The sequence below is a fragment of the Corynebacterium sp. HMSC074C03 genome (assembly GCF_001838285.1).
In the GTDB taxonomy this organism is placed as follows: Bacteria; Actinomycetota; Actinomycetes; order Mycobacteriales; family Mycobacteriaceae; genus Corynebacterium; species Corynebacterium amycolatum.
In genome coordinates, this window is the sequence record NZ_KV836260.1 from 1 (window position 1) to 25,066 (window position 25,066).

Sequence of the window (25,066 nt, forward strand, 5' to 3'; positions counted from 1 at the left end):
GCATGGCTAGGTCGGGGAGGTCTCCGACCGTGCAACCGCAGTCGCGGGCCACGGCGATGGGCAAGGCACCAATCGTGTTGAGTTAATCGACGACCATGAGAACGCTGCCGTGGGCCTGCATGGACGCGAAGATTTCACGCCATGCGGCTTCGTCTTGGGGCAGTGGTTTGTCGTAAATTCTCTCGCCGGTGTTGGTCAGCGCGCAGGCATGGTGGCCGGTTTTGCCGACGTCGAGGCCGATGATGATTTCGGGTGTTGCGGACGGTTCCATGATGGTGTCCTTCTGTTGCGGCAGGTCGCCGGTGTCTTGGACATCCGTTGCAGGCACCCACGTTACGACGAGACCTCTGTTTGGTCCGTGGCCCTATTAGCTGTCAGCGGTTGTCCCCGGTGCCCGGTGGCAACACCCCCGGATCATGGAAACTACAGGGCAGATAAGCCATGCCGGGCCCGGTGACCGTCCCCCGTGAGGGGGACACCATCACGGTAACGGATCGAACGGCGGTCGTGAATTCGTACCTCAATAATGCCTTCAACTCAGACACTTTTTCACCGGCTCCTTGGAGGGGGATTAGCGTACTTTTCTTGAATTTTCTAGACCTAAATCGTTGCCCCTTCAAAAAGTTGTAACTAAACCGAACGTTCGTTACAGTTATTGGAATGACAAGTACCGACCACGCCGCTTCCACAAGGGCTACTCCGCCCACTTCAGTCACCCACAGGTGGATCTTCCTCGCTATCATCAGCGCCGGCCTACTACTCATCGGCATAGATAACTCGGTGCTCTACACTGCTCTGCCGGTTCTGCGCGAGCAGCTCCACACAACCGAATTGGAGGGCCTGTGGATCATCAATGCCTACCCACTGGTGATTTCTGCACTCCTCCTCGGCACCGGCACCCTGGGCGACCGCATCGGTCACCGCAAGATGTTTCTTGTGGGCCTGACAATTTTTGGCTTCTCTTCCCTGGCCGCGGCCTTTGCGCCGCACGCCTGGGCGCTGGTCATCGCCCGCGGCTGTCTAGGACTGGGCGCCGCGACCATGATGCCGGCGACCCTCGCACTGCTACGTGAGACCTTCCACCACCCTCGTGAACTTGCCACAGCTATTGGCATTTGGTCTGCCACGGCAACACTGGGTGCCGCCGCTGGCCCCGTCGTTGGCGGTTTCCTATTGGAGCACTTCTGGTGGGGCTCAATCTTCCTTATCAACATCCCTGTAGTAATTTTCGCAATCATTGGCACGCTGATTTTTGCTCCGCCGAATCAGCCCAACCCAGCCAAGCGCTGGGATTTCCTCACCAGCCTCTACGCGATGCTGGCCATGCTGGGCCTGGTTTCGCTCATTAAGGAACTCGCTGGTCATCGCTCCTCCACCGTCATCGTCGCAGCTATCGCCTGCGGGCTAGTGGGCGCGGTACTGTTTCAGCGTCGTCAGGCACGTCTCACTGAACCCCTCATCGACTTCTCCGTCTTCCGTTCGCGGATGTTTTCCGGTGGCGTGCTGGCAGCCGCGCTTGCCATGTTTGTCCTGGCAGGCGCCGAATTGATGACGACGCAGCGCTTCCAGATTTCCGTCGGATACACACCACTCGACGCGGGCTTGCTAGTTGCCACCGCGGCACTGGCGTCCTTGCCAGTTGGTGTCATCGGCGGCATGGTGCTGCATCGAGTGGGTTTCCGCACACTCATCTCCGGCGGATTCCTCCTCAACGCCATCGGCCTGGCAGGCATGTACTACGGTGTTTCCTCGGACAATTTCCCGCTCATGATCGCAGGATTGATACTGCTCGGCGCGGGCGCAGGTTCTGTGATGTCGGTGTCGTCGACCGCGATTATCGGCTCAGCCCCGAGGTCAAAGGCCGGTATGGCGGCGGCGATGGAATCCGTGTCCTACGAATTTGGCACACTAATCACCGTCGCAATCACAGGCAGCCTCCTGCCCATGTTCTACGCCTTGTTCACGCCTGTCGACGCCAGCATCTCACTCACCGATGCACTTCACACGCCAGCGCTTAACGACGGCGCCCGCGCCGGCCTCGACAGTTCCTACCTGGCCATTTTGATTATCCTGGCTGTCGTTGCTGTCATTGCAGCGATTGCGACTGCGGTGGCATTTCGCGGCAACCCGAAGGAGACTGAATATGCGCACGAGTAAGCGCACTGCCATTCTCGACACAATCGTTGAGATTATCGAGACAAGTGGCTTTTCCGAGGTCACCTACGAAAATGTCGCAACTCAATGCGGAATGAGTAAATCAGGGTTGATTTACCACTTCCCCTCCCGCGAAGACATGATTCGCAGCGTCCATGAGCACATGGCGCAGTTATGGGAAGAGGAGCTTATCGAAGCCGCGGGTGGGCCCGCAGAGGAGGTATCCCCCGCCAACCGCCTACGCGCAAACCTCCAGGTCTCACTGGATACGGCAACGAGGGCCGAGCTACTCATGTCCATCGACTCTGCCGCCGACCCGGAGCTGCGCGAGATCTGGACGCGCCTTTTGCGCCGGTGGAATCCGCCGGTAGAACAGATTGCCACCGATGAGGAAGCCTGCATGGCCTACGTTGTCCAAATGATTTCCGATGGACTCTGGGCCAACGACTATCTCAACGGCAATCAGCTCACGAAAGCACAGCGTAAGGCAATCGCCGAGGCCGCGGCAAAGCTGATTCCAGAGTCGATGGAGTAGCCAGCTCTAAACGCCCTTGCGCTGAACGTCCTTGAGCTCGGAGTCAGTAGCCAGGCCGTAGTTAGCACCCTCATAGACGGCCTTTGCTCGACTCGTTCCGCCGAGCACAAACTCACTAAAGGACAGCACCAGCGAGCCAAGCACATTCTTGGACGGATCATCCAGGTAGGTGCCGTGGTAGGAACCGGTGACTACCGCTTCCCAGGCGGGCCCTTCAGCATCGCGGTAACCACGTCGATCCGCATCAAAAGGAACGATGTCCTCGTGCTCCGCAATGGCCACCAGGCTTGGAATCTCCGGCGGTGTGGAGATTAGTCCAGCGTCGGAAGGCCCTGGGTTGATGGCAACCAGACCGCGGGTGACCATATCGATACCCGCAGCCTGGAAGGCTTTATCCATCCTGTTGTTCAGGAAGATTGCGGAGCCACCACCCGCAGAGTGCCCGACCAGCATCGTGCGGGAGAAATCGATCTTGCCTGCAAGTGGTGTGGACTCGTCCTCATTGGCCGCTGCGGCAACTGAAGCTGCCAGCACCATCTGTGGCGCGAACCAGTTGGTGAAGTTGTAGCCAAGGGCCACGACGTATCCGTGGCTTGCATAGAGTCGCGCTTGCGCGTCGTACATACCCGGCTCAGTACCAATGCCAGGGCTGAGAACCATCAGTGGCGCAGACTCCATGGAGTCAATATCCGCCGGGTAGATAAGCTGCGCGCCAACTGGGGAGGCGTTGGCCGATTCAGGCAGTACGTCGTAGCAGCCGGTGGTGTCGTGGAGACCGTGGAGGTCCCGCAGTACGCGGTTATAGATGGTGTAGACGACACCATCACATGGCATTGCTTCGCGGATTGCGGCAACTGGATGGGAGCCCATCGCTCCGAACTCCTTGCGCAGCTGCCCCGCCTCTGGGTCGAACGGCTCGGTGATATGGCCACTTTCGCCACCGGAGATGACGCGGTTCACGCCACCCATGACATCCACCAGACCACCGCCAATTTTGTCCACGGTTTCCGAGTTCTGGTAGTCAATAGTGCTTTCGCGTGCAGTGATGTCCGGTAGCTGACCAATGCGCGGTGCCGCCTGTGCTGGCACCTGTCCGCCGAGAACTACACCAGCTGCGAGCGAGAGAGCAACCACCTTCGAGAACGTACGCCCTTGCCCTCGGAGGGATGCCGACACGGTCTTTCCGGCGGCACTTAGTGAACCAATCATCGTTTTCCTTAACTCTTGCCAAAAACCTTGGAATACGAATCTACCTAATGCGTAAATACGTACGTAAAGACAGAATCATCCTCCCCCATACTTCACCCCTCAAACAATCATTCAGGGCGCTACAAATGTTCACTCTCGCCCACAATTAGCACTATTACCCCCATTTCCTACCCCCTTTCTAAGAGTGCACAGATTCAGAAAACCCACCTCACCACCGTTACCCACATATTTTTATTACCTTTTTCCACAAACGCCTCCGCTGCCTCCCCACCAGCGCATACCTTATTGACACCAAGGAGAAAGCGGTCACGCCCACGCTCACTGTTAACCGACAACCGAGTGCGCATGGCCCTTAATAAAACCCCCGAACAGAAAAGAACTCCCACAATGAGAATCGGCATCCCCCTAGAACCCGATCCCCAGCAAACAATTGTGGCTGCGACCCCGGAGACCGTCGGCAAACTCGTCAAGCTTGGCTACGAGGTCGCCGTGCAGGCTGACGCCGGCCTGGCTGCTAAGTTCACCGACGCGGACTACGAATCCGCCGGCGCCACCATTGTCGACGAGTCTGTCTGGCACAGCGATATCGTCGTAACGCTCGACACTCCGCCGGAGCAGTTCCGTGCACTGCTTAACGACGGTGCCATGCTGATTAGCCGACTTGCGCCAGGGCGTAACGAAGAGCTGGTCGAAGAGCTCGCGCACCGCAACATCACTGCCCTTGCTATGGATGCGGTTCCCCGTATTTCCAGGGCGCAGTCGATGGACGTGCTGTCGTCGATGGCCAACATCGGTGGCTACCGCGCAGTAGTCGAAGCGGCTGCTGCGTATGGTCGCCTTTTCACTGGTCAGGTGACTGCCGCAGGCAAGATGCCGCCAGCTACCGTTTACGTCATCGGCGCTGGTGTCGGCGGACTTGCCGCAATCGGTACCGCCAACTCTATGGGCGCGATTGTCAAGGCAACAGACCTGCGCCCTGAAGCCGGTGAACAGGTCGAATCGATGGGTGCAGAGTTCATCCCGATTCCGGCCGCCACTGAGAAGTCCGAAGATGGCTACGCCAAGGAAATGACCAATGATCAGGCTGCCGCTGCCGCGAAACTCTACTCCGAGCAGTCCGCGCAAGCTGACATTGTCATCACCACCGCGAATATCCCGGGCCGCCGCTCTCCGCTGCTGCTGACTGCTGCCGATGTTGCAGCTATGAAGCCGGGCAGCGTCATCGTTGACATGGCTGCCGCCGGTGGCGGTAACTGCGAGGTGACCGTTCCAGGTAAGACCATTGTCACTGACAACGGGGTGACCATCATCGGCTACACTGACCTTGCAGGGCGTCTGCCCGCACAGGCATCGTCGCTGTACGGCCAGAACATTTTCAACCTGTTCAAGCTGATTACGCCAGAAAAGGATGGCTCTCCAGTTCTCAATCTCGAGGACGAGATTATCCGTGGCATCACGGTGACAAAGGCTCGCCCACAGAATGGTGCCGGCGCTACCGGAGCTGAGATTCTCTGGCCACCACCGCCAATCAAGGTCGCTGTCACCCCTGCTGCCCCGCTGCAGGAACAGCAGGCTCAGCAGGCTGCATTAGAAGAGAATGCGCCGGAGAAGGTTTCCTTCATGGGATCGAGCCTGGGCTCGAAGATTGCTTTGGGTCTGACGGCATTGCTGGCAATTGTGGTTATGCTCAGCGCGCCGCACAGCGTGAGCGCCAACTTCATGGTTCTCACCTTGGCTATCGTGCTTGGCTTCTACGTGATCTCTGCGGTCACGCCGCGCCTGCACACACCTCTGATGTCTGAGACCAACGCGATTTCCGGCATTGTTCTGGTGGGTGCGATTCTCCAGGTGGGAAGCTCCAACCTGCTGGTTTCCGGTCTCGCGTTCGCGGCCATCGTGGTCAGCTCCATCAATATCTTCGGCGGTTTCGCCGTCACCGACCGCATGCTTGGCATGTTCGTGAAAGAGGAGGCATAAAGTCTAATGGCTAGCATTGATACTGCTTCGCTTCTGGACTGGACCTACCGTCTGTCCAACGTCGGCTACATTGTCGCCGCTGTCCTGTTCCTCGCTGCCCTCTCGGGCCTGTCCAAGCCGGAGACCGCTCGCCGCGGAAACGCCTTCGGTATTGCCGGCATGGCCGTCGCCGTTGTCATTGCCATCTTTCAGGCACTCGTCACCGCTGACACCAAGCCGGATACTCACTTCTCCCCGCTGATTACCCTAATTCTCATCGCTGTCGCTATCGGCATCGGTGGTGTCATCGGTATCACCCGCGCACGCAGCGTTGCCATGACTGGTATGCCGCAGCTGATTGCACTGTTCAACGGTCTGGTTGGACTCGGCGCTATCTTCATCGGCTTCAACTCGTACATCTTCGCCGAAGATGTCGCCCCCGATGCCCTGAAGTTCCACTTCGGCGAGGTCTACATTGGCGTCTTCATCGGCGCTGTGACCTTCACTGGCTCCATCGTCGCTGGCCTGAAGCTGTCTGAGAAGATCAAGGGCTCGCCGCTGCTGCTGCCAGGCCGCAATGCTCTGAACATTGCCATTCTGGTGGTCACTCTGGTTCTCCTGGCTGTCTTCATCGCAACCGGCACCGAGGGCGGCACCATCGCATGGGCATGCATGGTTGCTGTGACTGCTTTGGGCCTGTTTTTGGGCTGGCACTTGGTCATCGCCATCGGTGGCGGCGACATGCCGGTTGTCGTGTCCATCATGAACTCGTATTCCGGTTGGGCCGCTGCTTTCACCGGTCTCATGCTTGGCAACCCGCTGCTCATCATCACCGGTGCGCTGGTTGGTTCCTCCGGCGCCTACCTGTCATACATCATGTGTGAGGCCATGAACCGCTCCTTTGCCAACGTTATTCTGGGTGGCTTTGGCTCCGAAGCTACGTCGGCAAGCGCTGTGGAAGGCTCCCACACTGAGGTCAACCACGAGGACACTGCAGAAATCCTGCGCAACGCGGACAAGATCCTCATCGCTCCGGGCTACGGTATGGCTGTGGCACAGGCTCAGTACGCCGTCGCCGATCTGGTACGCAATTTGCGTGCCGACGGTAAGGAAGTGGTCTTCGGTATCCACCCAGTCGCTGGCCGCCTGCCGGGTCACATGAACGTGCTGCTGGCTGAGGCCAAGGTTCCCTACGACATCGTGCTGGAGCTGGACGAGGTCAACGATGATTTCGCTGATGTGGATGTCACCCTGGTCATCGGTGCAAATGACACCGTCAACCCGATGGCAGAGCAGCCGGGCTCCCCGATTGCGGGTATGCCGGTGCTGAAGGTGTGGGAATCTGAGCGCGTGATTGTTCTCAAGCGGTCGATGGGTTCGGGCTACTCGGGCGTGCAGAACCCGCTGTTCTTCAACGAAAACACCGACATGCTTATCGGCGATGCGAAGGCCAGCATCGACTCCCTGAATCGCATCCTGGCGGATTCGAAGGTCAACGCTTAAACCCGAAGTAAGCAACGCCGTACCAACCGGAACCTAGGCGATTAGTTCCTAGGCTTCGCCACGGGCTGCATCACGAACCATGGTGATGTGCTCAATGCCGGCTTCCATGAAGGTCTCCCCGACCTCATGGAAGCCGGCTTTTGCGTACACAGCCTTCGCCTGCGTCTGGGCATGCAGAATCAGCCCCGTATCCGGGTGGTCAGCGATGACCTGCTGCAGCAGTTTCGAGGACAACCCCCTACCCCGGCTCGCAGCATCGACGACAACGCGGCCGATAGTGCGCGGGTAGGTCGACGAGTACTCATCGAGCGTGTCAATTACACGCAAGTACGCGATAATCTTGCGGGAGTCATTGTCGTCGCGGATGAAATAGTGCTCTGCGGTATCTTCCAGGTCGCGCCAATCCATTTCCGGCTCCTCACAGGACTGCTCAAGATAGAACACGTCGGTACGCAGCGCCGAGATGGCATACGCATCGGTCGCACTGAGGTCGGAAAAGAAAGCTCTCTCAATCATGGGATTCGATACTAATGCGGTGGCTCCGCAATACGCGAGAGATTCACCGCTTTTGTGTCGCCGCGGTCGTCGGCCACGGCCACAAGCAGTGTCGCGAAGAAGGCCGTGCTGATGGTGAGGAAGCCAGCGGCAGCACCGACCTCCCGATTAAATGCATCCTTTACCGCAAACGTAACCGCGAGAATAACCGCCAGACCGACGGAAGTACCGATGCGCTGGCCGGTCTGCAACACTGCACCTGCGGCACCGGCGTAGGTCAATGGCACATCACGCAGGGACAGTGCCTGATTTGGCGAAATAACCAATCCGCCCGAGGCGCCAACGAAGCACAAGGTGAGAATCATCCAGTACTCGCTGACACCGAATTTGCTGTGCAGCGCGATGACCCCCACGGTCAGCAGCAGCCCGGTAATCGAGATGGCGATGCCGCCGATGACAATCCTGCGGCCTCCCTTGTCCAAGTGGTGGCCAGCCCAGTTCGCAGAAAACGAGCTGAGTACCGCTGCGGGCAGACCGATCAAACCGGACACCAATGCCGAGTGCCCCAGCGCATTTTGGTAGTACTGCGCCACGAGCACCCAGATACTGGTCGTACCGAAGAACCATAATGTGGCAATAATCGCGCCGTTGCGGAAGTGGCGGAGCCGGAAAATATCCAAATCCACCATCGGCGCGGTCGGTGTGGATTTCATGTGCTTTTCCCACTTCAACCACACCGCAAGCAGCACTGCTGCCGCAGGAAGCATGGCCCATACCCATGCGGAGCCGCGCGACTCCATAAACGGCAGCATGACCATGAGGACGGTGAGCCCCAGCAACAATGAACCAACTGGGTCAAGCGCACGAATTGTGCGTAGAAGACCAATTGGTTTGCCGTCTGCATTGCGAAGTCGCCACAGGTAGGGGCGCGGGAAGAATATGAGCCCAAGAATAATAGTGAGGATGCCAACCGGGACGTTGACCAGCATGGTCAGCCGCCAACCCAGGTCGGGGCCGCCGAGACGGATGAGCAATCCACCCAGCGGCGGGCCGATGGCCACTGCAACACCCACGACAGTGCCGAAATAGCCGAAAGCGATGGCTCGCTCACGTCCGTTGAAATACTGCTGAATCATGCCGACACCCTGCGGGTTAAAGAATCCGGCACCGATGCCCATAACAAAGCGAGCAACGTTCAACATCTCAATACTCGGGGCAAAGCCTGCAGCGATAGCGGCGAGGGTATAGATAACCATGCCAAGGATGTAGAGCCCGCCGCGGCCGAGCAAATCACCTGCTCGCCCCGCAGCCACCAGAACTACACCAAATGACAAGGCATAGCCGCTGAGCACCCACTGCACATCCGCGTCACGTGCCTCAAGCCCGGTCTGGATGCTGGGCAGAGCCACATTGACGATGCTCACAGCAATCAGCGCCATAAAGATACCCGTCAGTAGAACTGAGAGTATTCGCCACCTTTGGGGATCTGGAGTCGTCTGATTTTGTTGCATCATTCCACTATTTATACGCGCTGAATATGTGAACTCAATCCCGCAAGTTTCTAAAGCTGGAACGTATGCAGAGCGTAGGCACCCTACGGGTCGCACCCCGTACGCGTCGCATGCCCCCAACGCTGCCGAACTCACCTACCATCGTGGAATGGCACACAATAACTCGACGTCTTACGCAATGATCATCAATCGCTTTGGCGGCCCCGAGGAGTTCACGCAGGTTCCCCGCACCCCTGCAGAGCCCGGCCCCGGCGAAATCCTGGTCAAAACCACAGCCATCGGCGCAAACCCGCTGGACTACAAGATGCGCGATGGATCTTCCGGTCTGTGCGCAAAGTTCACCCCTCCCGCGGTACTCGGACGCGAAGCCGCTGGCGAAGTCGTTGCCGTCGGCGAAGGTGTGGACAGCTTCGTCTCCGGCGACCGTGTCTTTGGCATGCGCGGCTTCGACGACTTCCGCGGCACCTACGCAACGCACAACGTCTTCCCCGCCGACGGTGTGGTCCGAACGCCCGATTCGCTTGACGACGTTACCGCTGCGGGCCTTGCCCTAGTGGGAATCACGGCGACCGTGGCTGTCGAGCAGCTTGCAAAGGTAAAAAGCGAGGACACCGTATTAATTCATGGTGCCGGTGGCGGTGTTGGCCAGCTGATGACGCAGCTGGCGGTCGCCCGTGGCGCAACTGTGTTGGCCAGTGCGTCGTCACGCCATCATGAAAAACTAGTGGGCTTTGGCGCGCAGCACATTGATTACACAGCAGAAGATGTATTCGAGGCTGTGCGACAACAGTTCCCCGAAGGCGTGGACGTTGTCCTTGACGGCGTGTACTTCGACACTTTCCTGCCCTCACTGGATGTGTTGGCATCGGATGGTCGGATTGTGGCGCTGCCTTCGCTGGCCGATTTAACACCGGCGAAGGAACGCGGCATTGAGGCACACATCCCGGCTATTTCGAATGACACGACTATTTATGCCGACCTGGCCGACCGCGTGGTTGCCGGTGAGATTTCACTTCCTATCGGCCTGACTAAAAACCTCACCGAGGTCGCGGAGGTCCACCGAGTATTGGAAGACGGACACGCTGACGGCAAGATTGTGATGACTGCTGAGTAATGCAAGTGCGTTACTACAGCTCTCGACGGGCGTTCTGATATGTCTTCGTCAACGAGCACCACAGTTCGTCGGCATCAGAGATGGCTTCCAGCAGCTCCCGGTTGGTCATAGTTTCGCGCTGCTCGCGCAATCGATTACTTAGCTTGCGGGCACGAGAGAGTTCACCGCGCAGCTCGATGAGCTCCGGCGTAGCCTCTCCAGAGGCAAATACATCCTTGTAGATGGTGCCAACGCCCATTGTGGTGTTCACGTTGTCCCAAGCAGAGAGGATTGCGGTGAGCTGGTACTCCGTGTCCATGGCGATCTGCTGCAGCTGGGCGTGATTCCGCTCGGCGAGCTCGTGGGCCTCAGCGCTGCGGCGCACACCGGCCCATGCCTGATATCCAATGAGAATCGCAAGTATCAGGCCTGCAACTGGCAACACAAATTGCAGAATCCACAGCGTGACCCCGAAGAGTTGAATAATCAGGCCGAAGAAGAAAAAGACGACAATGACCATCGCACAGCCGTTGTCGGAACCTGAGCCTTTACTCATCGCGGCATCACCTCCGCCCCGGCATTGAGAATCGCATCGGCGCCCAGGTGGCTGGCATAGCCAAGTCCGATGGCCGCTGCCAGAAGGAGTATGGCCAGCAGCGTATAGACGATTGCTTCTTTAACAGTGCTGGTGACCGCAACGCGCTGCTCTTCGTAGTCAAGCAGTGCTCGCATGTCCTTGGTCGAGGCCTTCAAGCGACCTTCGATGTCAGCCATGTGTTCCTGCTGCTCAGCGGACGAGATAGCGATGGCATTCAACGGCACATCAAAGCTCTCGACGCTGGTATATGCCTGCCGACGAGCACTCTTAACACTGTCGAACGAAACCGACGGTGCGGGCGGCACTTTGGTCGGCCCACTGAGATTCCGCGACACCTTATAGTAAGAGCGCGCGGCGGCTCTGGTCAGTTCGTCGTTGGAGTCGCCTTGATTGCCCATAGAGCCGAGTCTGCCACATGAATTTTCTTTGGTTCGGCATCGCCCACCTCATCGAGGATGGCGAAGACGTGCATACCCGAATATGGTGCGGCTTCTGCGCGGAGCACGGTTCCCGGGCCAACCCCTGATGTCGCCAAGTAGCGCAGCAATTCCGGGTCGGAGTCGTTGATGCGATCGACCACAACCATCTCGCCAACTTCGATATCCGTCAGGTCGGTGCGCACCGCGTTGGCGATGGTACCGCTTGCGCTGGGAATTGGATCACCATGCGGATCGCGCTCAGGGAATCCCAGCATCGCATCAATACGACTAATGAAATCCTCCGAGACCGCATGCTCAAGCTTTTCCGCTTCCTCGTGAACCTCATCCCAGGTGTATCCCAGCGTCGAGACCAAGAAGCTTTCAATAAGCCGGTGGCGTCGCACCATCACCAACGCGATATCGCGCCCGCGATCTGAAAGGCTAATGCCCCGGTACGGCTCGTGAATAACAAGACCACGTGCAGCCAGCTTCTTCACAGCCTCGCTGGCGGTGGGCTTCTTCTCACCCATCCGCTCAGCGACATCGCCAAGTGCCACTTTTTCACCGGTGCGCTCGTGCAAATCCCAAATGACCTTGAGGTAGTCCTGGGTCTTTGCTGGTAAATCCTCCACGTGCATTCTTTAGACTTTAGCGTTATTGCGTGTTGACGCAATCTTGAGGGGGACATAGAAACAACCGGCACAAACGCCAATGCAGCCACCGACTGACAGGTTGGTTGCCACTGCAATGAACAATCCCACCAGGCCAATCGCGATCCCCATCAATGGTGCTAACACGAATAGCAAACGGGTATCGTTTACTACCCCAACAAGCGCAGCTGCAGGGGCAGCCAACAGCGCGATGGACAGAATCGTACCCACCGCCGGAATCAGCGCCACCAGAGTCAACACAATCAGCCCGCTGATGACCAACTGTGCTTTTCTCCTCGAATGTGCTACCTCGAAAGACTCCGGATCGAAGGTGAAGAAAACCAGCTGCCGCCACCGAGCCAAGAGCACCAACGCCACCAGCAGCAAGAGTCCACCCGACAGCGCAATATCAATCTTGTTCACATTTAGCACGCTGCCGACCAGGAAACTCTCTACCTTGACCGGCAACGGGGCGAACCACTTGTTCAGGAAGTACCCCAGCGCAAACCCGAAGGTCAGAACGATTCCCGCTGCCGAAGAGGTCGTTCCCACTCTTGAGAGACCGAACAGTGCACCGATGGGAATGCACATCAGAAATGCACCGATAAAGAGGAAGACAGATATCCACGAGTGGCTCAGTCCAAGCGCTGCCGCGATAACAACGCCCACGACCGCGCCGGGAAAGGTCGCATGCGTAATCGCTTCTGCGAAGAACACTTGCCTGCCCAGCACCGCGAGTACCCCAACTACACCAGCCAGGGCTCCGACCAAAATCAGTTCGATAATCGGCAGAATCAGGATGCTAGACACGATTTCCTCCGATCACCGCACGCAGTCCCAGCGCCACGAAATACAGTCCCACCGACGTCAGCGCCACGACGGCCTGTGGCGACACCGGCCCCAAAGGCACCAGTGCCAAACCAACGATTCCGCTCAGACAGCCCACTGCAATCGCAATCGGCACCATCACATGCACCCGGCGCGTCAGCAGTCTCGCCGCTGCTCCCGGTACGACCAGGTAGCCGACCACCAGCAGCACGCCCACTGCGCTTGCCGACGACACCACCACCGCAGCGATTGCCGCATTGATGGTGAGGTCAACGCCCCACACATTGATGCCGGTGGCTTGGGCTCCGAAGCGGTCAAAGGCGACAAACACCTGCTGACGCCACGTCACTGCGATAAGAACCAAAGCGATGGCGCAGACAATCAGGGCGCTGGTGAGACGGGAGTCGGTGACTTCCAATAGTCGCCCAAACATGAGCGCCTCCAGCTGTCCTGACTGGTCGCCTTTCTTCAGCGAGAGAATCACACCGATGGAAAAGAAACTGGTCAGCACAACTGCAACCCCAGCTTCCGACATGTGCGAGCGCGATACCAAAGTCAGCGCCACTGCCACTACCACCGCAAATGCGGCTGCCACCGGGATAATCATGTCGATGCCGCCGAATACGGCACCGGCCACAATCCCGGGAAATATTGAATGCACCATGGCTTCTGCGTTGAACTCAAGACCACGCAGGTTCACAATGACACCGACCAGACCGGAAACCACCCCGAGGGCAATCAGCAGCACCAGTGGTCTGAACATGAAAGGCGCAACCCCAAGCGCATTCGCAAGCTCAGTCCACATAGGCTGGCACCAACTTCGAGGTCGCACCAAAGGCTGGCTGTTCTGCCACAATTAATGTGTTTTCGCAGGTCTCTTCAGCTAGCACGAGATCGTGGGTGGCAGCGATAATCGCTGTGCCGTTTTCTTTCAGTTCGTTGAGAAGGTTCAACAGCACGGCCCGGTTTTCGGTGTCGAGGCCGTTGAACGGCTCGTCGAGAAGCACGAGCTGCGGGCGTGCGACAATGGCGCGCGCTAACAGGACGCGTTGTTGTTGGCCGCCGGAGAGGTTGCCGAAGCGTTCGCTGGCGCGGTCGGCGAGCCCTACTTTGGCCAGCGCTGCGCGGATGCGCTCTTTGCGGTGGCCGAGCGGCTGGAAGGGGCGCAATTCGTGCAGGACGCCCATTGCGACAACGTCGAAGGCCGTTACCGGAAAAGTGCGATCGAGGTCTGCCGACTGCGGGACGTAGGACACAGTCTTCGCACGGTTATGCATCTCACCGGCGAGAAGACGAGTCCCACCCAGAATTCCACGCAGCAAGGTGGTTTTACCGGAGCCGTTAGCACCGATTAGCGCGAGCCCAGTGCCCGGCGCGACACTGGCGGTGATGTGCCTGACGATGGGCACCGCTGTGTAGCCGAATGAGGCATCGCGGAGCGAGACTATGGCGTTAGCAGACATGAGGTTGGCAGACATGGGATCGACTGGGTCGCTAGGGGTCACTTGATGTCCTTCGGCAGCGGCGCGACGGTTCCGTCCCACGCAGTCACTACCTGAGTGACATTGTGGATGATTGAACCGATGTAGGTCTCGCCAGCACTTCCGGCCGGACCAAGGGAGTCGCCATAGAGGGCGTCCTCGCCGACGACGGCCTTGACACCCGCGGCCTTGGCAATTGCCTCAATTGACTTAGAGTTATTCGAGTTTTCCGCAAACAGCGCGGTTGCACCCGAATCCTTCACGGTCTTCGCGGCCTTTGCGATGTGCGCGGCCGTGGCATCCTGCTGCTCATTGAAATCAGACAGCGCTGCGCCGATGAAGTTGATATTGAACTCGTGGGAGAAGTATCCAAACGCATCGTGGCTGGTAAACAGCACCGGATTGTTCACACTGGCGATGGACTTAGTTGCCCAGTCATCCAGCTGATCCAGCTTTTCCTGGTAGGCAGCCACATGGTCGGCGATAGTGGACTTCAGCTCATTGTCACCACGTTCCTCAGCAACCTGTTCCAGGGCGTAGCCAATGTTGGCAACCTGTATCTTAGCGTTCTTCGGTGAGGTCCACACGTGCGGATCGAAGCGGAATTCTGCCTGCTCACCGGGTTCTTCCGGCGGGAATGGCCACGGGGCGACATCGACCTTTTCCACGCCGCGGTCAATGGTGTAGTTGCCGTTCTTCGCTTCCTCCGGTGGCAGTGGCTTCGTCTTATCCAGGTCCTTGTCCGCCTTCATAGCGTCGACGTCAGCTGCCGTGAGGACGCCACTGGTCACTGCCATCGTTCCGGAAAAGCCTGACGACTCAATCGCCTGGTCCAGGAAGTGCTCCAGATCGACTCCGTTGACGAACAAGAGATCGGCGTTACCAGTCTTGGTCAGCTGCTCATGGGTCATTTCGAGCTCATGTGCTGTTGCATTCGGCGCCAACAGGCACGTCAAATCAACTTCATCGATGTCCAGCTGCTTCACGTAATCACAAATCTGCGTCGTGGAAGCCACGACGTTGATTGGGTTCTCGCCGCTGGCTCCCTCACTGCCATCGCCACACGCTGCAAGGCCAGCGCCCGCTAGCAAGATCGAAAGGCCCGCACACATGGACTTAGCTGATCGCGAAAGTTTTCCGGAAATTGTCATGTTGGTGTCCGCTCTTGATTGTTTGTTATTGCTTTACGACGGCTACGCTGACCGGCCGCTTCAGTAAATCTGGTCACCTTAGGGGCGGTTGGAGCGCACTTCGCCGTTCATCTATCACGTGTGAGAGTAAACCTAACGACAACTATTTTCAACCTATTGAACTTAAGTGTTGTTGGCTTTACAGCCTTTCAGGATAAATAATGAACAAGGTCTCACCCCATACAGTTACACCGCTCCATCAACCGCCACACCACAACATCAGCCATGATGGAGACATGGAAGCGAAGATTTACCACAACCCCCGCTGCTCAAAGTCCCGCCAAGCTCTCGCCGTACTACGCGAGGCCGGAATCGAGCCGGAGATCATCAAGTACCTAGACACTCCTCCAACCAAGACCGAGCTGCGCTCGCTAATCGAGGCGGCCGGCCTGAGCGTCATCGATGCCGTGCGCACCAAGGAAGCAGAGTTCAAGGAACTGGGACTCTCCAAGGACTCCAGCGACGAGGAACTGCTGGACGCAATGGTCACACACCCACGCCTGATTGAGCGCCCGTTTGTCGTCACCAATAAGGGGGTAAGGATGGCTCGCCCCACCGAGGCCATTAATGACATTCTCTAGGCAGTGGCAAGCATTAATTGCTTTTACGCCAACCCCTCTCAAAGACCTCCAAGGCCGGGAGGTTAATGCCCCGTTAATAGAGACTGAAGTCTCTGTAAACTCAACGCTGAAACGATAAAGCTCCCCGCCTGCTGCCCTAACCACCCGCACAGGTCGCATTAGAGGCAACGGCGGCCTTCAGCGAAAGGACTGTCATTATGAGCAGTCAGAGGCTCGGCTGGCTCAGCGCACCCGGCCCAGCAGCTCCCCTCCCCGAGGAAAAAATTGCCCCGACCTACCGAACCTGGCGATTCAACGTGTTCATGGGCATCTTCATCGGCTACGCGGGCTTCTACCTCATCAGAAATAACATCCCCCTGGTGTCCGCCGTACTGGAAAAGCACGACCTACTTGGCGCAGCCGGAATCGGCATCGTAGCCAATGCAGTTCTGTTCTCCTACGGCCTATCCAAATTCTTCATGGCCATGCTCTCCGACAGAGCCAATGCCAGGTACTTCCTCCCGCTTGGCCTAGCACTGTCCGCGGTCGTAAACCTCTTTGTTGCGTTCGTCCCAGCCATCAGCGCCTCTGTTGCAATATTCGCGACAGTCATGTTCATCAATGGTTGGTTCCAAGGCATGGGCTGGCCGCCCTCTGGACGAGTTGTCGTCCACTGGTTCTCGACATCCGAGCGTGGCACTTTGATGTCGATCTGGAACACTGCCCACAATGTCGGCGCCGCCGTCGGCGGTGCTCTGGCAGCCTGGGGCTTGCATTCGTTCGCCACTTCCGACGCCGACTGGACTCCCGCATTCTGGCTACCGGCAATTGTCGCGCTCGTGATTGCCGCCATCGCATTCCTGCTGATTCGAGATAACCCGCAATCCATGGGTCTGCCTCCGGTAGAGGAATACCGGAACGACCCGGACAAGGTCGAAGGAACTAATGACGAGGCACAAGAACCCTGGTTCACAATCGTCAAGAACCATGTTCTTACCAATCCGGTTATCGTCATGCTGGCGCTGGCCAATGTGTTCGTCTACGCACTCCGTTACGGAGTTCTTAACTGGATTCCGATTTACTTGACAAACGAATTGCACAAGACCAACGTCACGGGCGGAATCATCGGATTCATGCTCTACGAGGGCGCAGCAATTGTGGGCACCTTGCTGTGCGGATGGGTCTCCGACAAGGTCTTCAAGGGTTGGCGATCAGGCGCCGGCATGCTCTTCCTGGTCGGCACCGGCATCACCATTTTCGCGTACTGGCAGCTACCCGCTACGGCACCATTGTGGATGTTCTACGTGCTCATCTCTCTGATCGGCGCACTCATTTACGGTCCAATCATGCTCATCGGACTGCAGGCCATCGACCTCTCGCCTAAGTATGTTGCGGGAACCGCAGCTGGTTTCACTGGATTGTTTGGATACCTTCTCGGCGCAACACTCGCCTCGACTGGTGTCGGCCTCTTGATCGACTTCGCAGGCTGGAATGTTACATTCGCGACCCTCATTGGCGTTGTCGCTATAGCGTTTGTCCTCATGATGTTCGTCGGCAAGTACGAGCGCGATGTCATGCACAAGGCAGATGAAGCCCGCACCAAAACAGCTCAATAGCCGTCAGTCACGATTTTGCTAGCCGGATCTCGGATTCACTCCGTGAGTCCAATACGGTCGCAAGGTCGCCAATTCATCGGTACACTCTATGTCACAAACGAAAAAACGCGAGTAGACATTACGAATGGAAGGAGTCTTCACCATGGGACTTATGGACAAGGCCAAGGAAGCACTGAGCAACGAAGAGAACACCGACAAGGTTCTGGACAAGGCTGAGCAGCTGGGCAAGGACAAGCTCGGCGAGGACAAGGCTGACCAGATCAAGAAGGTTCGCGACATGGCAGACGAGCGCCTGGGCGACAAGAAGTAAGCTACAGAGCTTCTTCACCCCGCATTAGCACCCCACTTTCACAGGGGAGCTGGTGCGGGGTTTTGCTGTCCTTAGGAGATCCCACAGACCCCCCGATACTGCTTTATTGACAATTATTTTCAACTTGTCCATCATTAACCAAGTGAAAACTATTGTCGATAGAGCTTCTCTTCCGCGTACTCGAAACCAAAAACTTCGAGCCCGGCTCTTCGGCTTCCTGTTTTTCCTCGCAGTCCCCGCCACAATCCTCTTGGCGATCTCCATCGGCCCCGCGGGAACAGGTTTCAGCAACGGCATCGTCGCACTGCTCACCCCGCTCATCAATACGCTTTCCGACGACCTCCCAGCTCTCAACCACCTTCTGCCAGAGATATCCCCTGCTACGCAATCACTTGTCTGGAGCATCCGGCTGCCCCGTGTCCTGTTGGCGGGGCTGGTCGGTGCCTCGCTCGCTGTCGCAGGCGCAACCATGCAGGCAGTCTTTCGCAATCCACTGGCCGAACCTGGAGTTACCGGTGTCTCCTCCGGTGCAGCAGTGGTAGCCGTTATTCTCATCGTCACTGGCGTGGCCGCGAAAGCGCCGTGGGTCCTCTCGGCAGGCGCGTTCATAGGCGCGTTGCTGGCTGTCATATTTGTCCAGATCGTCGCCGGTCTCAATGGCGGCAGCGGAGCCACCCTGTTGCTCGTCGGTATTGCACTCAATGCGTTCCTCGGCGCAGTCATCGCCGCCACCATCGCGAACGCGCCACACAGCGATGACGCTCAACAGGCCATGTTCTGGCTCAACGGCGATTTAACTGCTGCCAATTGGCAGGACATTGCGCTGGCAGTCGGCCCCATTACCGTCGGCACAGTTATCTTGATGACGCTCATTCCCGAACTCAACCTGCTCCTCCTCGGCGAAGAACAGGCCGCTGCCACTGGTATGCGCACAGTCTGGATCCGGCAACTGCTACTCGCCCTGGGTGCCTTAGTCACGGCAGCGGGCGTCGCTGTCACCGGCGTTATTTCCTTTGTCGGATTGGTCGTCCCTCACCTGATTCGCCTTGCCATCGGCCCCGATCACCGCAGCCTGCTGCCCATTTCTATGTGCCTCGGCGCAGTGTTTCTCATTCTCGCCGACCTCGTCGCCCGCAGTCTCTTTTCCCCAGTTGCACTGCAAACTGGCACAGTCACCGCGTTCCTTGGCGCACCTGCGCTACTCGCGTTGATTCTTCGGCAAGGTGGCCGCCAATCATGAGTCAGCAGACACAAAACCTCAGCGACCACGTCACTAAGCCAGACACCGACAGCACCGCGCTGCTGCGGGCTACCAATCTCAGTGTCGGTTACCGCAATCGGACCGTCGTAAGTGGCGTGAACCTTGCTATTCGACCTGGCGAAGTCCACGGCATCATCGGCTCCAACGGCACCGGAAAATCCTCCTTGCTCCGTGCTTTGGCTGGCATTGTGACACCGAGTTCGGGGCAGATTGAGCTCCTCGGCACGCCGCTGACGAAGCTTCGTGCCCACGAACGCGCCACTCGATTGGCGTACCTGCCACAGCACACACCGGCCGATGCTGCTATTGACGTTCGAACTGTCGTGGCACTCGGCAGGTACGCGCACCACCGTCGGCGTGACCGTTTCCGCAGCTCACTAAACTCCACGGACCACGACATCGTCGCCTACGCTCTCGACCGCGTTGGTGTCACCGCACTCGCCGACCGTCCTATCACGGCTCTGTCCGGCGGGCAGCGGCAATTGGTGTTCATCGCAAAGCTATTGGCACAACAGGCCAAGGTCATGCTTTTCGACGAACCCACTGCGGCCTTGGACATCGGGTTTCAGCTGGAAATCCTCGAGCTGCTCGGCGAGCTAGCCGACGAAGGCCACGGTATCGGAGTTGTTCTTCATGACCTCAACCTCGCGGCCCGCAGCTGTCACCGGCTCAGTGTGATTCACAACGGCGGATTGGAAGTCACTGGTTCCGCCGAAGCGGTGCTAACACCTCCCCGAATAGATGCGATTTATCGCATCTCCAGTGCTGTCGATACCGATCCACATACCGGTTCGGTGCGAGTGACGGCGTTGGCTCGGGCTCGCCCGGCTGACTGATTGCGGCTAACTGATTCAGAGTGTCTGATTCGGGCTGACTGATTCCAGCTAGCGAAAATGCAACCGAAAACCTTCCCAACAATCAAAACTCAACAAGCAAGGAAGTACTTTCATGTTTTCACCAACTTCTCCTATCTCTGCCTTGAAGCGAAACTCTAAAAAGGCCTTCACTCTGCCATTGATTGCAGCGCTTCCACTCGCTGCGATGGTCGCCTGTTCCTCTTCGGAGGAGGCGTCGCAGCAGCCGTCGTCAAGCGAAACTGCGACAAACAAGCAGGCGCAGTGGCCGCGGACTGTGACAGTCGGCGACCATGACGTTACGGTGCAGAGTCAGCCGAAGCGCATCGTTGCACTGTCGACCGAAGTTGCGGATCTGGCGCTGGAACTGGTTGGGCCAGAGCGTGTCGTCGCGGTGACGAAGAACGCGCTCGATGAGACCTCTGGTAATCAGGTTGAGCTGGCGCGTAAGGTGCCTAATGCAATTGCCAACTCCACGAAGCCGGATCCGGAGCAGATTCTGTCCTATGAGCCAGACATGGTGTTGATGACTAGCCGCCATGATCAGGAGCAGTCGGCAAGCAAGCTGCTGGGCGCCAGCGATGTTCCGACCGCTGCGTTTTCCAGCAGTGAATTCGCTTCGCCGAAGGCGTTGGCAGAATCGGTGACCACGCTCGGCAAGTTGCTCGGAGCCGAGGACAAGGCGGCCGAAATGGTTGCCAAGATTGAATCGGAAACCGAAGAGATTCTCTCGGGAATTGATTCCACAACTAAGCCAAAAACGCTGGTCCTGTTTGCCCGCGGTGGTCAGAAGATGATTATGGGAATGCAGTCGGCGACGACGAATCTCGTTGAGCTGGCCGGTGGCGAGCCGATTTCGCCAAAGGGCAAGCGCCCGGGTGCCGTTCCCGCTGATCCGGAGACAATTGTGCAGCTCAATCCGGATGTCATTTTGATTCAGGATTTCCACGGACAGGGCAAGGCTCCATTCCAGGAGTTGCTGGATAATCCGGCGCTTGCCGACGTCGCTGCGGTCAAGAATGATCGAGTGCAACTGATCGATGCGAAGACGACCTCTGGCACCGCCGGTATGCACATACCCGATGGACTGCGTGAGATCGCTGACGCGCTGGCTAAATAGAAAATAGGTTTTCACGTCGCTATGTGGATTCATGAAGCACTGACTTCGCCTCCCCGCGGAATGCACTGGGTTTTGTTATCCAGCTGGGGGCGTAGCTTTTTCTTCGCTCTCAGTGCTGTGTCTCTTGGACACGCGCTCGATGCTCTCAGCAGTTTGCACGGCGGTATCACAGACACCAGTGGCGGCAATTGGTTTGGGGATTGGGGGCTTTATGAATCTTTGGCCGCTGCAATTGTGGCGGTCATTCTGGGAAGCCTCTGTGCTTATGTCACCGAGGCCCTGCCACCACGGCTAGCTGGTGAGCAGGAAAAGCTGTGGCGCTGGCATGTGGTTGGCAGTGTGCTGAAGCCGGAGTTTTCTGCTCCTGAACAGGCCCCGAAGCGCTCGCATGGGAAAGGGCACGGTGGCGGGAAATCCGGTCACGCAGACCGAAGCGCCGCCAACACTGGCGAAGGCCTACTCTTCGATGCCGCGACCACAAGCGTCGAACAGACCGCGAATTACCGAGCGACATTTCTCGCTCCCACGTTGGCCTCGTTTAGTGCTCCACTGATCATTTTGGTGGTCTGGGCTTTGTGGGTGGATACGAAGACCGCCTTGTGGCTGGCACTATTTTTCATTTCCACGCCGTTGATCATTATTGGTGCTGGAAAAATCCTGCGGAAATCCAATGCGACGTATCGCCGAAAGCAAGCGAAGGCCACACATGCGTATTTGGAAATGCTCGAAGGGCTGGGCACATTCAAAGTTCTTGGAGCAATTGACCGGGTCATGGCACGTTTTGCCAGCCAAACTCGCACTGCAATGGCTGAGCTCACTGCCCTGCTCGCCCGCAATCAGCTGATGATTATTGTCAACGATGCGGTTTTTGGCATTGCAATGTCGACTACAGCAATCGGCCTTGTCCTGCTGCGTTTACAGGCCGGCGCAATCAGTGTCGGCACGGCTCTCGCAGGTGTTTTTCTATCCGTTCTGCTCTACGAGCCCGTTAATCGTGTCGGCCGAACCTTCTACATCGGACTCGGTGGACGCACCCATCGAAATGGAATTGTGGAGATGTTCGGTGAACCTCCAGCTGAAGCGTCCACAGCCGCGACAGCGCATTCCACCGATGCCTCCGCGCCGCAGGCACCGCACTTACAGCACGCACCGGAGATTTCCCTCCGCGATGTGACCGTTGACATCGGCGAAAAGCGCATTCTCTCCGATATCAACCTGACAATTCCAGCCGGCAGCAGAGTCGGCATCGTTGGCCCCAGCGGTTCCGGAAAAAGCACACTCCTGCGTGTACTCGCAGGCCTGCAGCCGCATTCCGGGGAAGTCTCCCTCGACGGCCACGCGCTTTCAACCCCGGAGTTGCTCGCCAACTCGCTACTCATCTCCCAGCAACCAGCCATTTTCGGCACCACCGTCGCGGACAATCTTCGCATCGCATGCCCGGACGCAACGGCCGTCGATATGCGAAAAGCACTTCGCGACGTGCACTTACTCACCGAAATCGAGCAGCGCCCTGGTGGTCTCGATTCGGAGGTCGGCGATCAGGGCAATTGGCTCTCGGGCGGGCAACGACGCCGCCTGACCATTGCGCGTGGTCTGCTCGGTACTGCTCCGATTGTGCTTCTCGACGAGCCGACAGCGGACATCGATCGTCGGACGGAAGGTCTCATCAAGGAGTCCTTGACCAGGCTTGCTGAAGGCCGAACAAGCATCATGGTCGCTCACCGAATGGAGGCACTATCGGACGTTGACCTGGTCATTGTCGTCGCTGAAGGCCGGATTGTGGCTACGGGCAACCCCGACGAATTGAGCACAAGCAATGAGTATTACGCACGGGCGCTGACCGAGGAGAGCTGACATGAACAACATCATCTGGTTGCTGCGCTTTTCCGCGCAGGCTCGCGGAGCGCTCAGTGCATCTATCCTCGCACGCGTGGTTGGGCACATACTGGGTGCATTAATGCTGGCCGTGCCTGCCTGGGCAATTGCCACAATTGCGCTGTCGAAGTGGGACGCAGCCGGCTCGTCGCAAAGCATGGGCATGACGTGGACCTGGGCGGTCATTGGCGTGATTGCAGGGCTGGCGCTGCTGAAAGCGATTCTGCGGTATGTCGAGCAGTACCTCGGACATTTGGCGGCATTTCGGCTGCTCGGTGAGCTGCGGTTGTGGATTGTCGAGCGTCTTATCCCGCAGGCGCCCGCGGTAACCGATGGGCTGGGTACTGCCAGGATCCACACGATTGCGATTCGTGATGTTGACCGTGTGGAAGTCTTCTTTGCGCACACAATTGCGCCCGCGGTGACGGCCGTATTAATTCCTCTGCTGGCGGTCGTGACAGCGGCATTGACGGCCGGAGCACTGCCTGCGATTGCTCTGGCACTGACCTTTGCGGTTGGCTTTGTGATTGCGTTCGCAGGCGCTAAGAAGGCGACGGCGGAGGCCTCCGCAACGAACTCCACACGCACGGAAGTTGCGCAGTACATCGCTGATACGTTGCGACTTCGGGAGGAAATCCTCATCTACGGCGCAGCCGAGCAGCGGCTGCGGGGACTGCGTGAGCTCGACGAGCAGCTCACCCAGAAGATGCGTGCAGGTGGCAAGCGGGCTGGACTGCGCTCTGGTGCGACTGGGCTTCGGATTTGGGGCGGCAGCATCGCTGTCTTTTGTGCTGGTATCCCGGCTCTTTCCGCCGATTACCGAATGCTCCCTGCCGTTTTGGTGGCGACGTCCCTGGTGGCGGGAACAGCTGCATCGATGGATTCGATCGAGCGCCTGGCATCTTCTCTGCCAGCAGGGCTCAATGCAGTCACTCGGATTAGAGAGCTAGCCGCGCAGCCACCGACTGTGGACGAACCGCGGCAGCCGGAGCAGCTGGAGTTGCCGAATCAGTTGGAACCGCGACACCCGCTAGCCACCCGGGCCAACTCCGCCGACCCTGTCCCTGCCCTCGAACTACGAGATGTCAGCTACCGCTACCCTGGCGCCGATAACCCTGCGCTGACCAACATCAACGTGCGCATTGCCACAGGCCAGTTCATCGGTGTGGTCGGACCAACCGGTTCGGGCAAGTCCACACTCTCCCGGCTAATCCAACGGCATGTCGATCCGGATGTCGGCGAGGTTATCATCAATGGTCACAATGCCCGTGACCTCGGCTCAACCAATGTCTGCCGAGCAGTTGTTGTCGCAGATCAGAATCCTTTTCTCATGGAGGCCACTGTCGCCGAGAATTTGTGTCTCGGCGCACCTGATGGCTGCGAGGTTCCCGAATCGCTGATGCACTGGGCACTCGAACTCGCTGCCATCAACCCTGCTGAGATGCCGCTGGATAGGCCCATCGGCCGCCGCGCGCAGCGGCTTAGCGGTGGTCAGCGTCAACGACTAGCGCTGGCTCGTACCTACTTACGAGCGGTACTTGCCGACGGCTCCGTGCCCAACGGCCCCGGTGCACACCTCACCGGAAAGATTGTCATTTTCGACGAAGCCACCAGCCACCAGGATCCGCTGACACAGGCTCGTATCGTCGACAATGCCCGCACATGTGGAGCGACCTGCATCTTCATTGCACACCGGCTTCAGACTCTGACCGAGGCCGATGACATCCTGGTCATTGAAAACGGCCAGCTCATCGAACGCGGCACTTATGACAACCTCTTGAGCGCCGACGGTGCCTTTGCTCGACTTGCGCGCGCCGAGGTCTAGGCTCAATCTAGCTCTCCGTGCTA

Annotated in this window: 24 protein-coding genes; 13 read left to right on the forward strand and 11 right to left on the reverse strand. The window is 58.1% G+C overall.

Annotation, left to right across the window (positions count from 1 at the left end; all coding sequences use genetic code 11):
- Positions 1–82: 82 nt before the first annotated feature.
- Entirely contained in the window at positions 83–328 is a 246-nt protein-coding gene (locus HMPREF2847_RS10670) for an IS110 family transposase (protein WP_070852423.1), read from the reverse strand.
- A 332-nt stretch (positions 329–660) separates the two neighbouring features.
- Between HMPREF2847_RS10670 and HMPREF2847_RS10675 the strand changes: the two genes are divergently transcribed.
- Together HMPREF2847_RS10675 and HMPREF2847_RS10680 are read left to right on the forward strand one after the other, a co-directional pair.
- The gene (locus HMPREF2847_RS10675) at positions 661–2,157 is read left to right on the forward strand and encodes an MFS transporter (RefSeq protein ID WP_070852424.1); all 1,497 of its coding nucleotides are present in this window, start codon (positions 661–663) and stop codon (positions 2,155–2,157) included.
- The gene (locus tag HMPREF2847_RS10680; protein WP_070852426.1) at positions 2,144–2,689 is read left to right on the forward strand and encodes a TetR/AcrR family transcriptional regulator; all 546 of its coding nucleotides are present in this window, start codon (positions 2,144–2,146) and stop codon (positions 2,687–2,689) included. The genes HMPREF2847_RS10675 and HMPREF2847_RS10680 overlap by 14 nt, the downstream gene beginning before the upstream one ends.
- Positions 2,690–2,695: 6 nt before the next feature.
- On the opposite strand, the gene HMPREF2847_RS10685 is transcribed toward HMPREF2847_RS10680, so the two are convergent.
- A complete protein-coding gene (locus HMPREF2847_RS10685; RefSeq protein WP_070852427.1) occupies positions 2,696–3,898 on the reverse strand; it encodes an alpha/beta hydrolase in 1,203 nt (400 codons plus the stop codon).
- 387 nt (positions 3,899–4,285) lie between these two features.
- Here HMPREF2847_RS10685 and HMPREF2847_RS10690 point away from each other — a divergent pair, with 387 nt between their 5' ends.
- On the forward strand, positions 4,286–5,875 hold the full coding sequence (locus tag HMPREF2847_RS10690; protein ID WP_070852429.1) for a Re/Si-specific NAD(P)(+) transhydrogenase subunit alpha: 1,590 nt from the start codon (positions 4,286–4,288) through the stop codon (positions 5,873–5,875).
- 6 nt (positions 5,876–5,881) lie between these two features.
- Entirely contained in the window at positions 5,882–7,357 is a 1,476-nt protein-coding gene (locus tag HMPREF2847_RS10695; protein WP_070429465.1) for an NAD(P)(+) transhydrogenase (Re/Si-specific) subunit beta, read from the forward strand.
- A gap of 48 nt (positions 7,358–7,405) precedes the next feature.
- On the opposite strand, the gene HMPREF2847_RS10700 is transcribed toward HMPREF2847_RS10695, so the two are convergent.
- On the reverse strand, positions 7,406–7,873 hold the full coding sequence (locus HMPREF2847_RS10700; RefSeq protein ID WP_070852431.1) for a GNAT family N-acetyltransferase: 468 nt from the start codon (positions 7,871–7,873) through the stop codon (positions 7,406–7,408).
- Between the two features lie 11 nt (positions 7,874–7,884).
- The gene (locus HMPREF2847_RS10705) at positions 7,885–9,366 is read right to left on the reverse strand and encodes an MFS transporter (protein ID WP_070852433.1); all 1,482 of its coding nucleotides are present in this window, start codon (positions 9,364–9,366) and stop codon (positions 7,885–7,887) included.
- Positions 9,367–9,511: 145 nt separating this feature from the next.
- Between HMPREF2847_RS10705 and HMPREF2847_RS10710 the strand changes: the two genes are divergently transcribed.
- Positions 9,512–10,477: a quinone oxidoreductase family protein gene (locus HMPREF2847_RS10710; RefSeq protein WP_070852435.1), complete on the forward strand. Its 966-nt coding sequence runs from the start codon at positions 9,512–9,514 to the stop codon at positions 10,475–10,477.
- A gap of 13 nt (positions 10,478–10,490) precedes the next feature.
- Here the strand turns inward: HMPREF2847_RS10710 and HMPREF2847_RS10715 are convergent, their stop codons facing one another.
- Genes HMPREF2847_RS10715 through HMPREF2847_RS10745 form a run of 7 tightly spaced genes read right to left on the reverse strand, consistent with a single transcriptional unit; the run spans position 10,491 to position 15,583 of the window.
- On the reverse strand, positions 10,491–11,012 hold the full coding sequence (locus tag HMPREF2847_RS10715; RefSeq protein ID WP_048734931.1) for an AAA family ATPase: 522 nt from the start codon (positions 11,010–11,012) through the stop codon (positions 10,491–10,493).
- Positions 11,009–11,452 (reverse strand): hypothetical protein, encoded by a 444-nt coding sequence (locus HMPREF2847_RS10720; protein WP_070852437.1) that lies wholly within the window; start codon positions 11,450–11,452, stop codon positions 11,009–11,011. Before HMPREF2847_RS10720 ends, HMPREF2847_RS10715 begins: the two co-directional genes overlap by 4 nt.
- Positions 11,419–12,111: a metal-dependent transcriptional regulator gene (locus HMPREF2847_RS10725; RefSeq protein WP_048734938.1), complete on the reverse strand. Its 693-nt coding sequence runs from the start codon at positions 12,109–12,111 to the stop codon at positions 11,419–11,421. Before HMPREF2847_RS10725 ends, HMPREF2847_RS10720 begins: the two co-directional genes overlap by 34 nt.
- Before the next feature lie 3 nt (positions 12,112–12,114).
- Positions 12,115–12,933, reverse strand: a complete 819-nt coding sequence (locus HMPREF2847_RS10730; protein ID WP_048734941.1) for a metal ABC transporter permease — start codon at positions 12,931–12,933, stop codon at positions 12,115–12,117.
- Entirely contained in the window at positions 12,926–13,756 is an 831-nt protein-coding gene (locus tag HMPREF2847_RS10735; RefSeq protein WP_048734944.1) for a metal ABC transporter permease, read from the reverse strand. The genes HMPREF2847_RS10730 and HMPREF2847_RS10735 overlap by 8 nt, the downstream gene beginning before the upstream one ends.
- The gene (locus HMPREF2847_RS10740) at positions 13,746–14,429 is read right to left on the reverse strand and encodes a metal ABC transporter ATP-binding protein (protein WP_065421351.1); all 684 of its coding nucleotides are present in this window, start codon (positions 14,427–14,429) and stop codon (positions 13,746–13,748) included. Before HMPREF2847_RS10740 ends, HMPREF2847_RS10735 begins: the two co-directional genes overlap by 11 nt.
- Before the next feature lie 23 nt (positions 14,430–14,452).
- Entirely contained in the window at positions 14,453–15,583 is a 1,131-nt protein-coding gene (locus HMPREF2847_RS10745; protein ID WP_070852439.1) for a metal ABC transporter substrate-binding protein, read from the reverse strand.
- 275 nt (positions 15,584–15,858) lie between these two features.
- On the opposite strand from HMPREF2847_RS10745, the gene arsC reads away from it, so the two are divergent.
- The 8 genes from arsC (at position 15,859) to HMPREF2847_RS10785 (ending at position 25,043) form a co-directional block, all read left to right on the forward strand.
- Complete coding sequence (gene arsC, locus HMPREF2847_RS10750) at positions 15,859–16,203, forward strand: arsenate reductase (glutaredoxin) (protein WP_049189324.1); 345 nt, start codon at positions 15,859–15,861, stop codon at positions 16,201–16,203.
- Positions 16,204–16,400: 197 nt separating this feature from the next.
- Positions 16,401–17,798, forward strand: a complete 1,398-nt coding sequence (locus HMPREF2847_RS10755) for an MFS transporter (RefSeq protein ID WP_049189323.1) — start codon at positions 16,401–16,403, stop codon at positions 17,796–17,798.
- A 142-nt stretch (positions 17,799–17,940) separates the two neighbouring features.
- The gene (locus HMPREF2847_RS10760) at positions 17,941–18,108 is read left to right on the forward strand and encodes an antitoxin (RefSeq protein ID WP_016422348.1); all 168 of its coding nucleotides are present in this window, start codon (positions 17,941–17,943) and stop codon (positions 18,106–18,108) included.
- A 142-nt stretch (positions 18,109–18,250) separates the two neighbouring features.
- A complete protein-coding gene (locus HMPREF2847_RS10765) occupies positions 18,251–19,348 on the forward strand; it encodes a FecCD family ABC transporter permease (RefSeq protein ID WP_246822015.1) in 1,098 nt (365 codons plus the stop codon).
- Entirely contained in the window at positions 19,345–20,205 is an 861-nt protein-coding gene (locus tag HMPREF2847_RS10770; protein WP_070852443.1) for an ABC transporter ATP-binding protein, read from the forward strand. The genes HMPREF2847_RS10765 and HMPREF2847_RS10770 overlap by 4 nt, the downstream gene beginning before the upstream one ends.
- A 112-nt stretch (positions 20,206–20,317) precedes the next feature.
- A complete protein-coding gene (locus HMPREF2847_RS10775; RefSeq protein WP_049189320.1) occupies positions 20,318–21,343 on the forward strand; it encodes an ABC transporter substrate-binding protein in 1,026 nt (341 codons plus the stop codon).
- A 21-nt stretch (positions 21,344–21,364) separates the two neighbouring features.
- Positions 21,365–23,197, forward strand: coding sequence for an ATP-binding cassette domain-containing protein (locus tag HMPREF2847_RS10780; RefSeq protein WP_070852445.1), 1,833 nt, complete (start codon positions 21,365–21,367; stop codon positions 23,195–23,197).
- Between the two features lies 1 nt (position 23,198).
- Positions 23,199–25,043 (forward strand): amino acid ABC transporter ATP-binding/permease protein, encoded by a 1,845-nt coding sequence (locus HMPREF2847_RS10785; protein WP_070852447.1) that lies wholly within the window; start codon positions 23,199–23,201, stop codon positions 25,041–25,043.
- The last annotated feature ends 23 nt before the right edge of the window (positions 25,044–25,066 follow it).

Excerpts from the sequence above, each read along its gene's own strand:
- HMPREF2847_RS10780 (WP_070852445.1), top strand. The coding sequence starts at position 21,365 with ATGTGGATTCATGAAGCACTGACTTCGCCTCCCCGCGGAATGCACTGG.
- HMPREF2847_RS10770 (WP_070852443.1), top strand. The coding sequence starts at position 19,345 with ATGAGTCAGCAGACACAAAACCTCAGCGACCACGTCACTAAGCCAGAC.
- HMPREF2847_RS10735 (WP_048734944.1), bottom strand. The coding sequence starts at position 13,756 with ATGTGGACTGAGCTTGCGAATGCGCTTGGGGTTGCGCCTTTCATGTTC.
- HMPREF2847_RS10710 (WP_070852435.1), top strand. The coding sequence starts at position 9,512 with ATGGCACACAATAACTCGACGTCTTACGCAATGATCATCAATCGCTTT.
- HMPREF2847_RS10720 (WP_070852437.1), bottom strand. The coding sequence starts at position 11,452 with ATGGGCAATCAAGGCGACTCCAACGACGAACTGACCAGAGCCGCCGCG.
- HMPREF2847_RS10705 (WP_070852433.1), bottom strand. The coding sequence starts at position 9,366 with ATGATGCAACAAAATCAGACGACTCCAGATCCCCAAAGGTGGCGAATA.
- arsC (WP_049189324.1), top strand. The coding sequence starts at position 15,859 with ATGGAAGCGAAGATTTACCACAACCCCCGCTGCTCAAAGTCCCGCCAA.
- HMPREF2847_RS10745 (WP_070852439.1), bottom strand. The coding sequence starts at position 15,583 with ATGACAATTTCCGGAAAACTTTCGCGATCAGCTAAGTCCATGTGTGCG.
- HMPREF2847_RS10725 (WP_048734938.1), bottom strand. The coding sequence starts at position 12,111 with ATGCACGTGGAGGATTTACCAGCAAAGACCCAGGACTACCTCAAGGTC.
- HMPREF2847_RS10700 (WP_070852431.1), bottom strand. The coding sequence starts at position 7,873 with ATGATTGAGAGAGCTTTCTTTTCCGACCTCAGTGCGACCGATGCGTAT.
- HMPREF2847_RS10755 (WP_049189323.1), top strand. The coding sequence starts at position 16,401 with ATGAGCAGTCAGAGGCTCGGCTGGCTCAGCGCACCCGGCCCAGCAGCT.
- HMPREF2847_RS10685 (WP_070852427.1), bottom strand. The coding sequence starts at position 3,898 with ATGATTGGTTCACTAAGTGCCGCCGGAAAGACCGTGTCGGCATCCCTC.
- HMPREF2847_RS10775 (WP_049189320.1), top strand. The coding sequence starts at position 20,318 with ATGTTTTCACCAACTTCTCCTATCTCTGCCTTGAAGCGAAACTCTAAA.
- HMPREF2847_RS10675 (WP_070852424.1), top strand. The coding sequence starts at position 661 with ATGACAAGTACCGACCACGCCGCTTCCACAAGGGCTACTCCGCCCACT.
- HMPREF2847_RS10690 (WP_070852429.1), top strand. The coding sequence starts at position 4,286 with ATGAGAATCGGCATCCCCCTAGAACCCGATCCCCAGCAAACAATTGTG.
- HMPREF2847_RS10740 (WP_065421351.1), bottom strand. The coding sequence starts at position 14,429 with ATGTCTGCCAACCTCATGTCTGCTAACGCCATAGTCTCGCTCCGCGAT.
- HMPREF2847_RS10695 (WP_070429465.1), top strand. The coding sequence starts at position 5,882 with ATGGCTAGCATTGATACTGCTTCGCTTCTGGACTGGACCTACCGTCTG.
- HMPREF2847_RS10680 (WP_070852426.1), top strand. The coding sequence starts at position 2,144 with ATGCGCACGAGTAAGCGCACTGCCATTCTCGACACAATCGTTGAGATT.
- HMPREF2847_RS10785 (WP_070852447.1), top strand. The coding sequence starts at position 23,199 with ATGAACAACATCATCTGGTTGCTGCGCTTTTCCGCGCAGGCTCGCGGA.
- HMPREF2847_RS10715 (WP_048734931.1), bottom strand. The coding sequence starts at position 11,012 with ATGAGTAAAGGCTCAGGTTCCGACAACGGCTGTGCGATGGTCATTGTC.
- HMPREF2847_RS10760 (WP_016422348.1), top strand. The coding sequence starts at position 17,941 with ATGGGACTTATGGACAAGGCCAAGGAAGCACTGAGCAACGAAGAGAAC.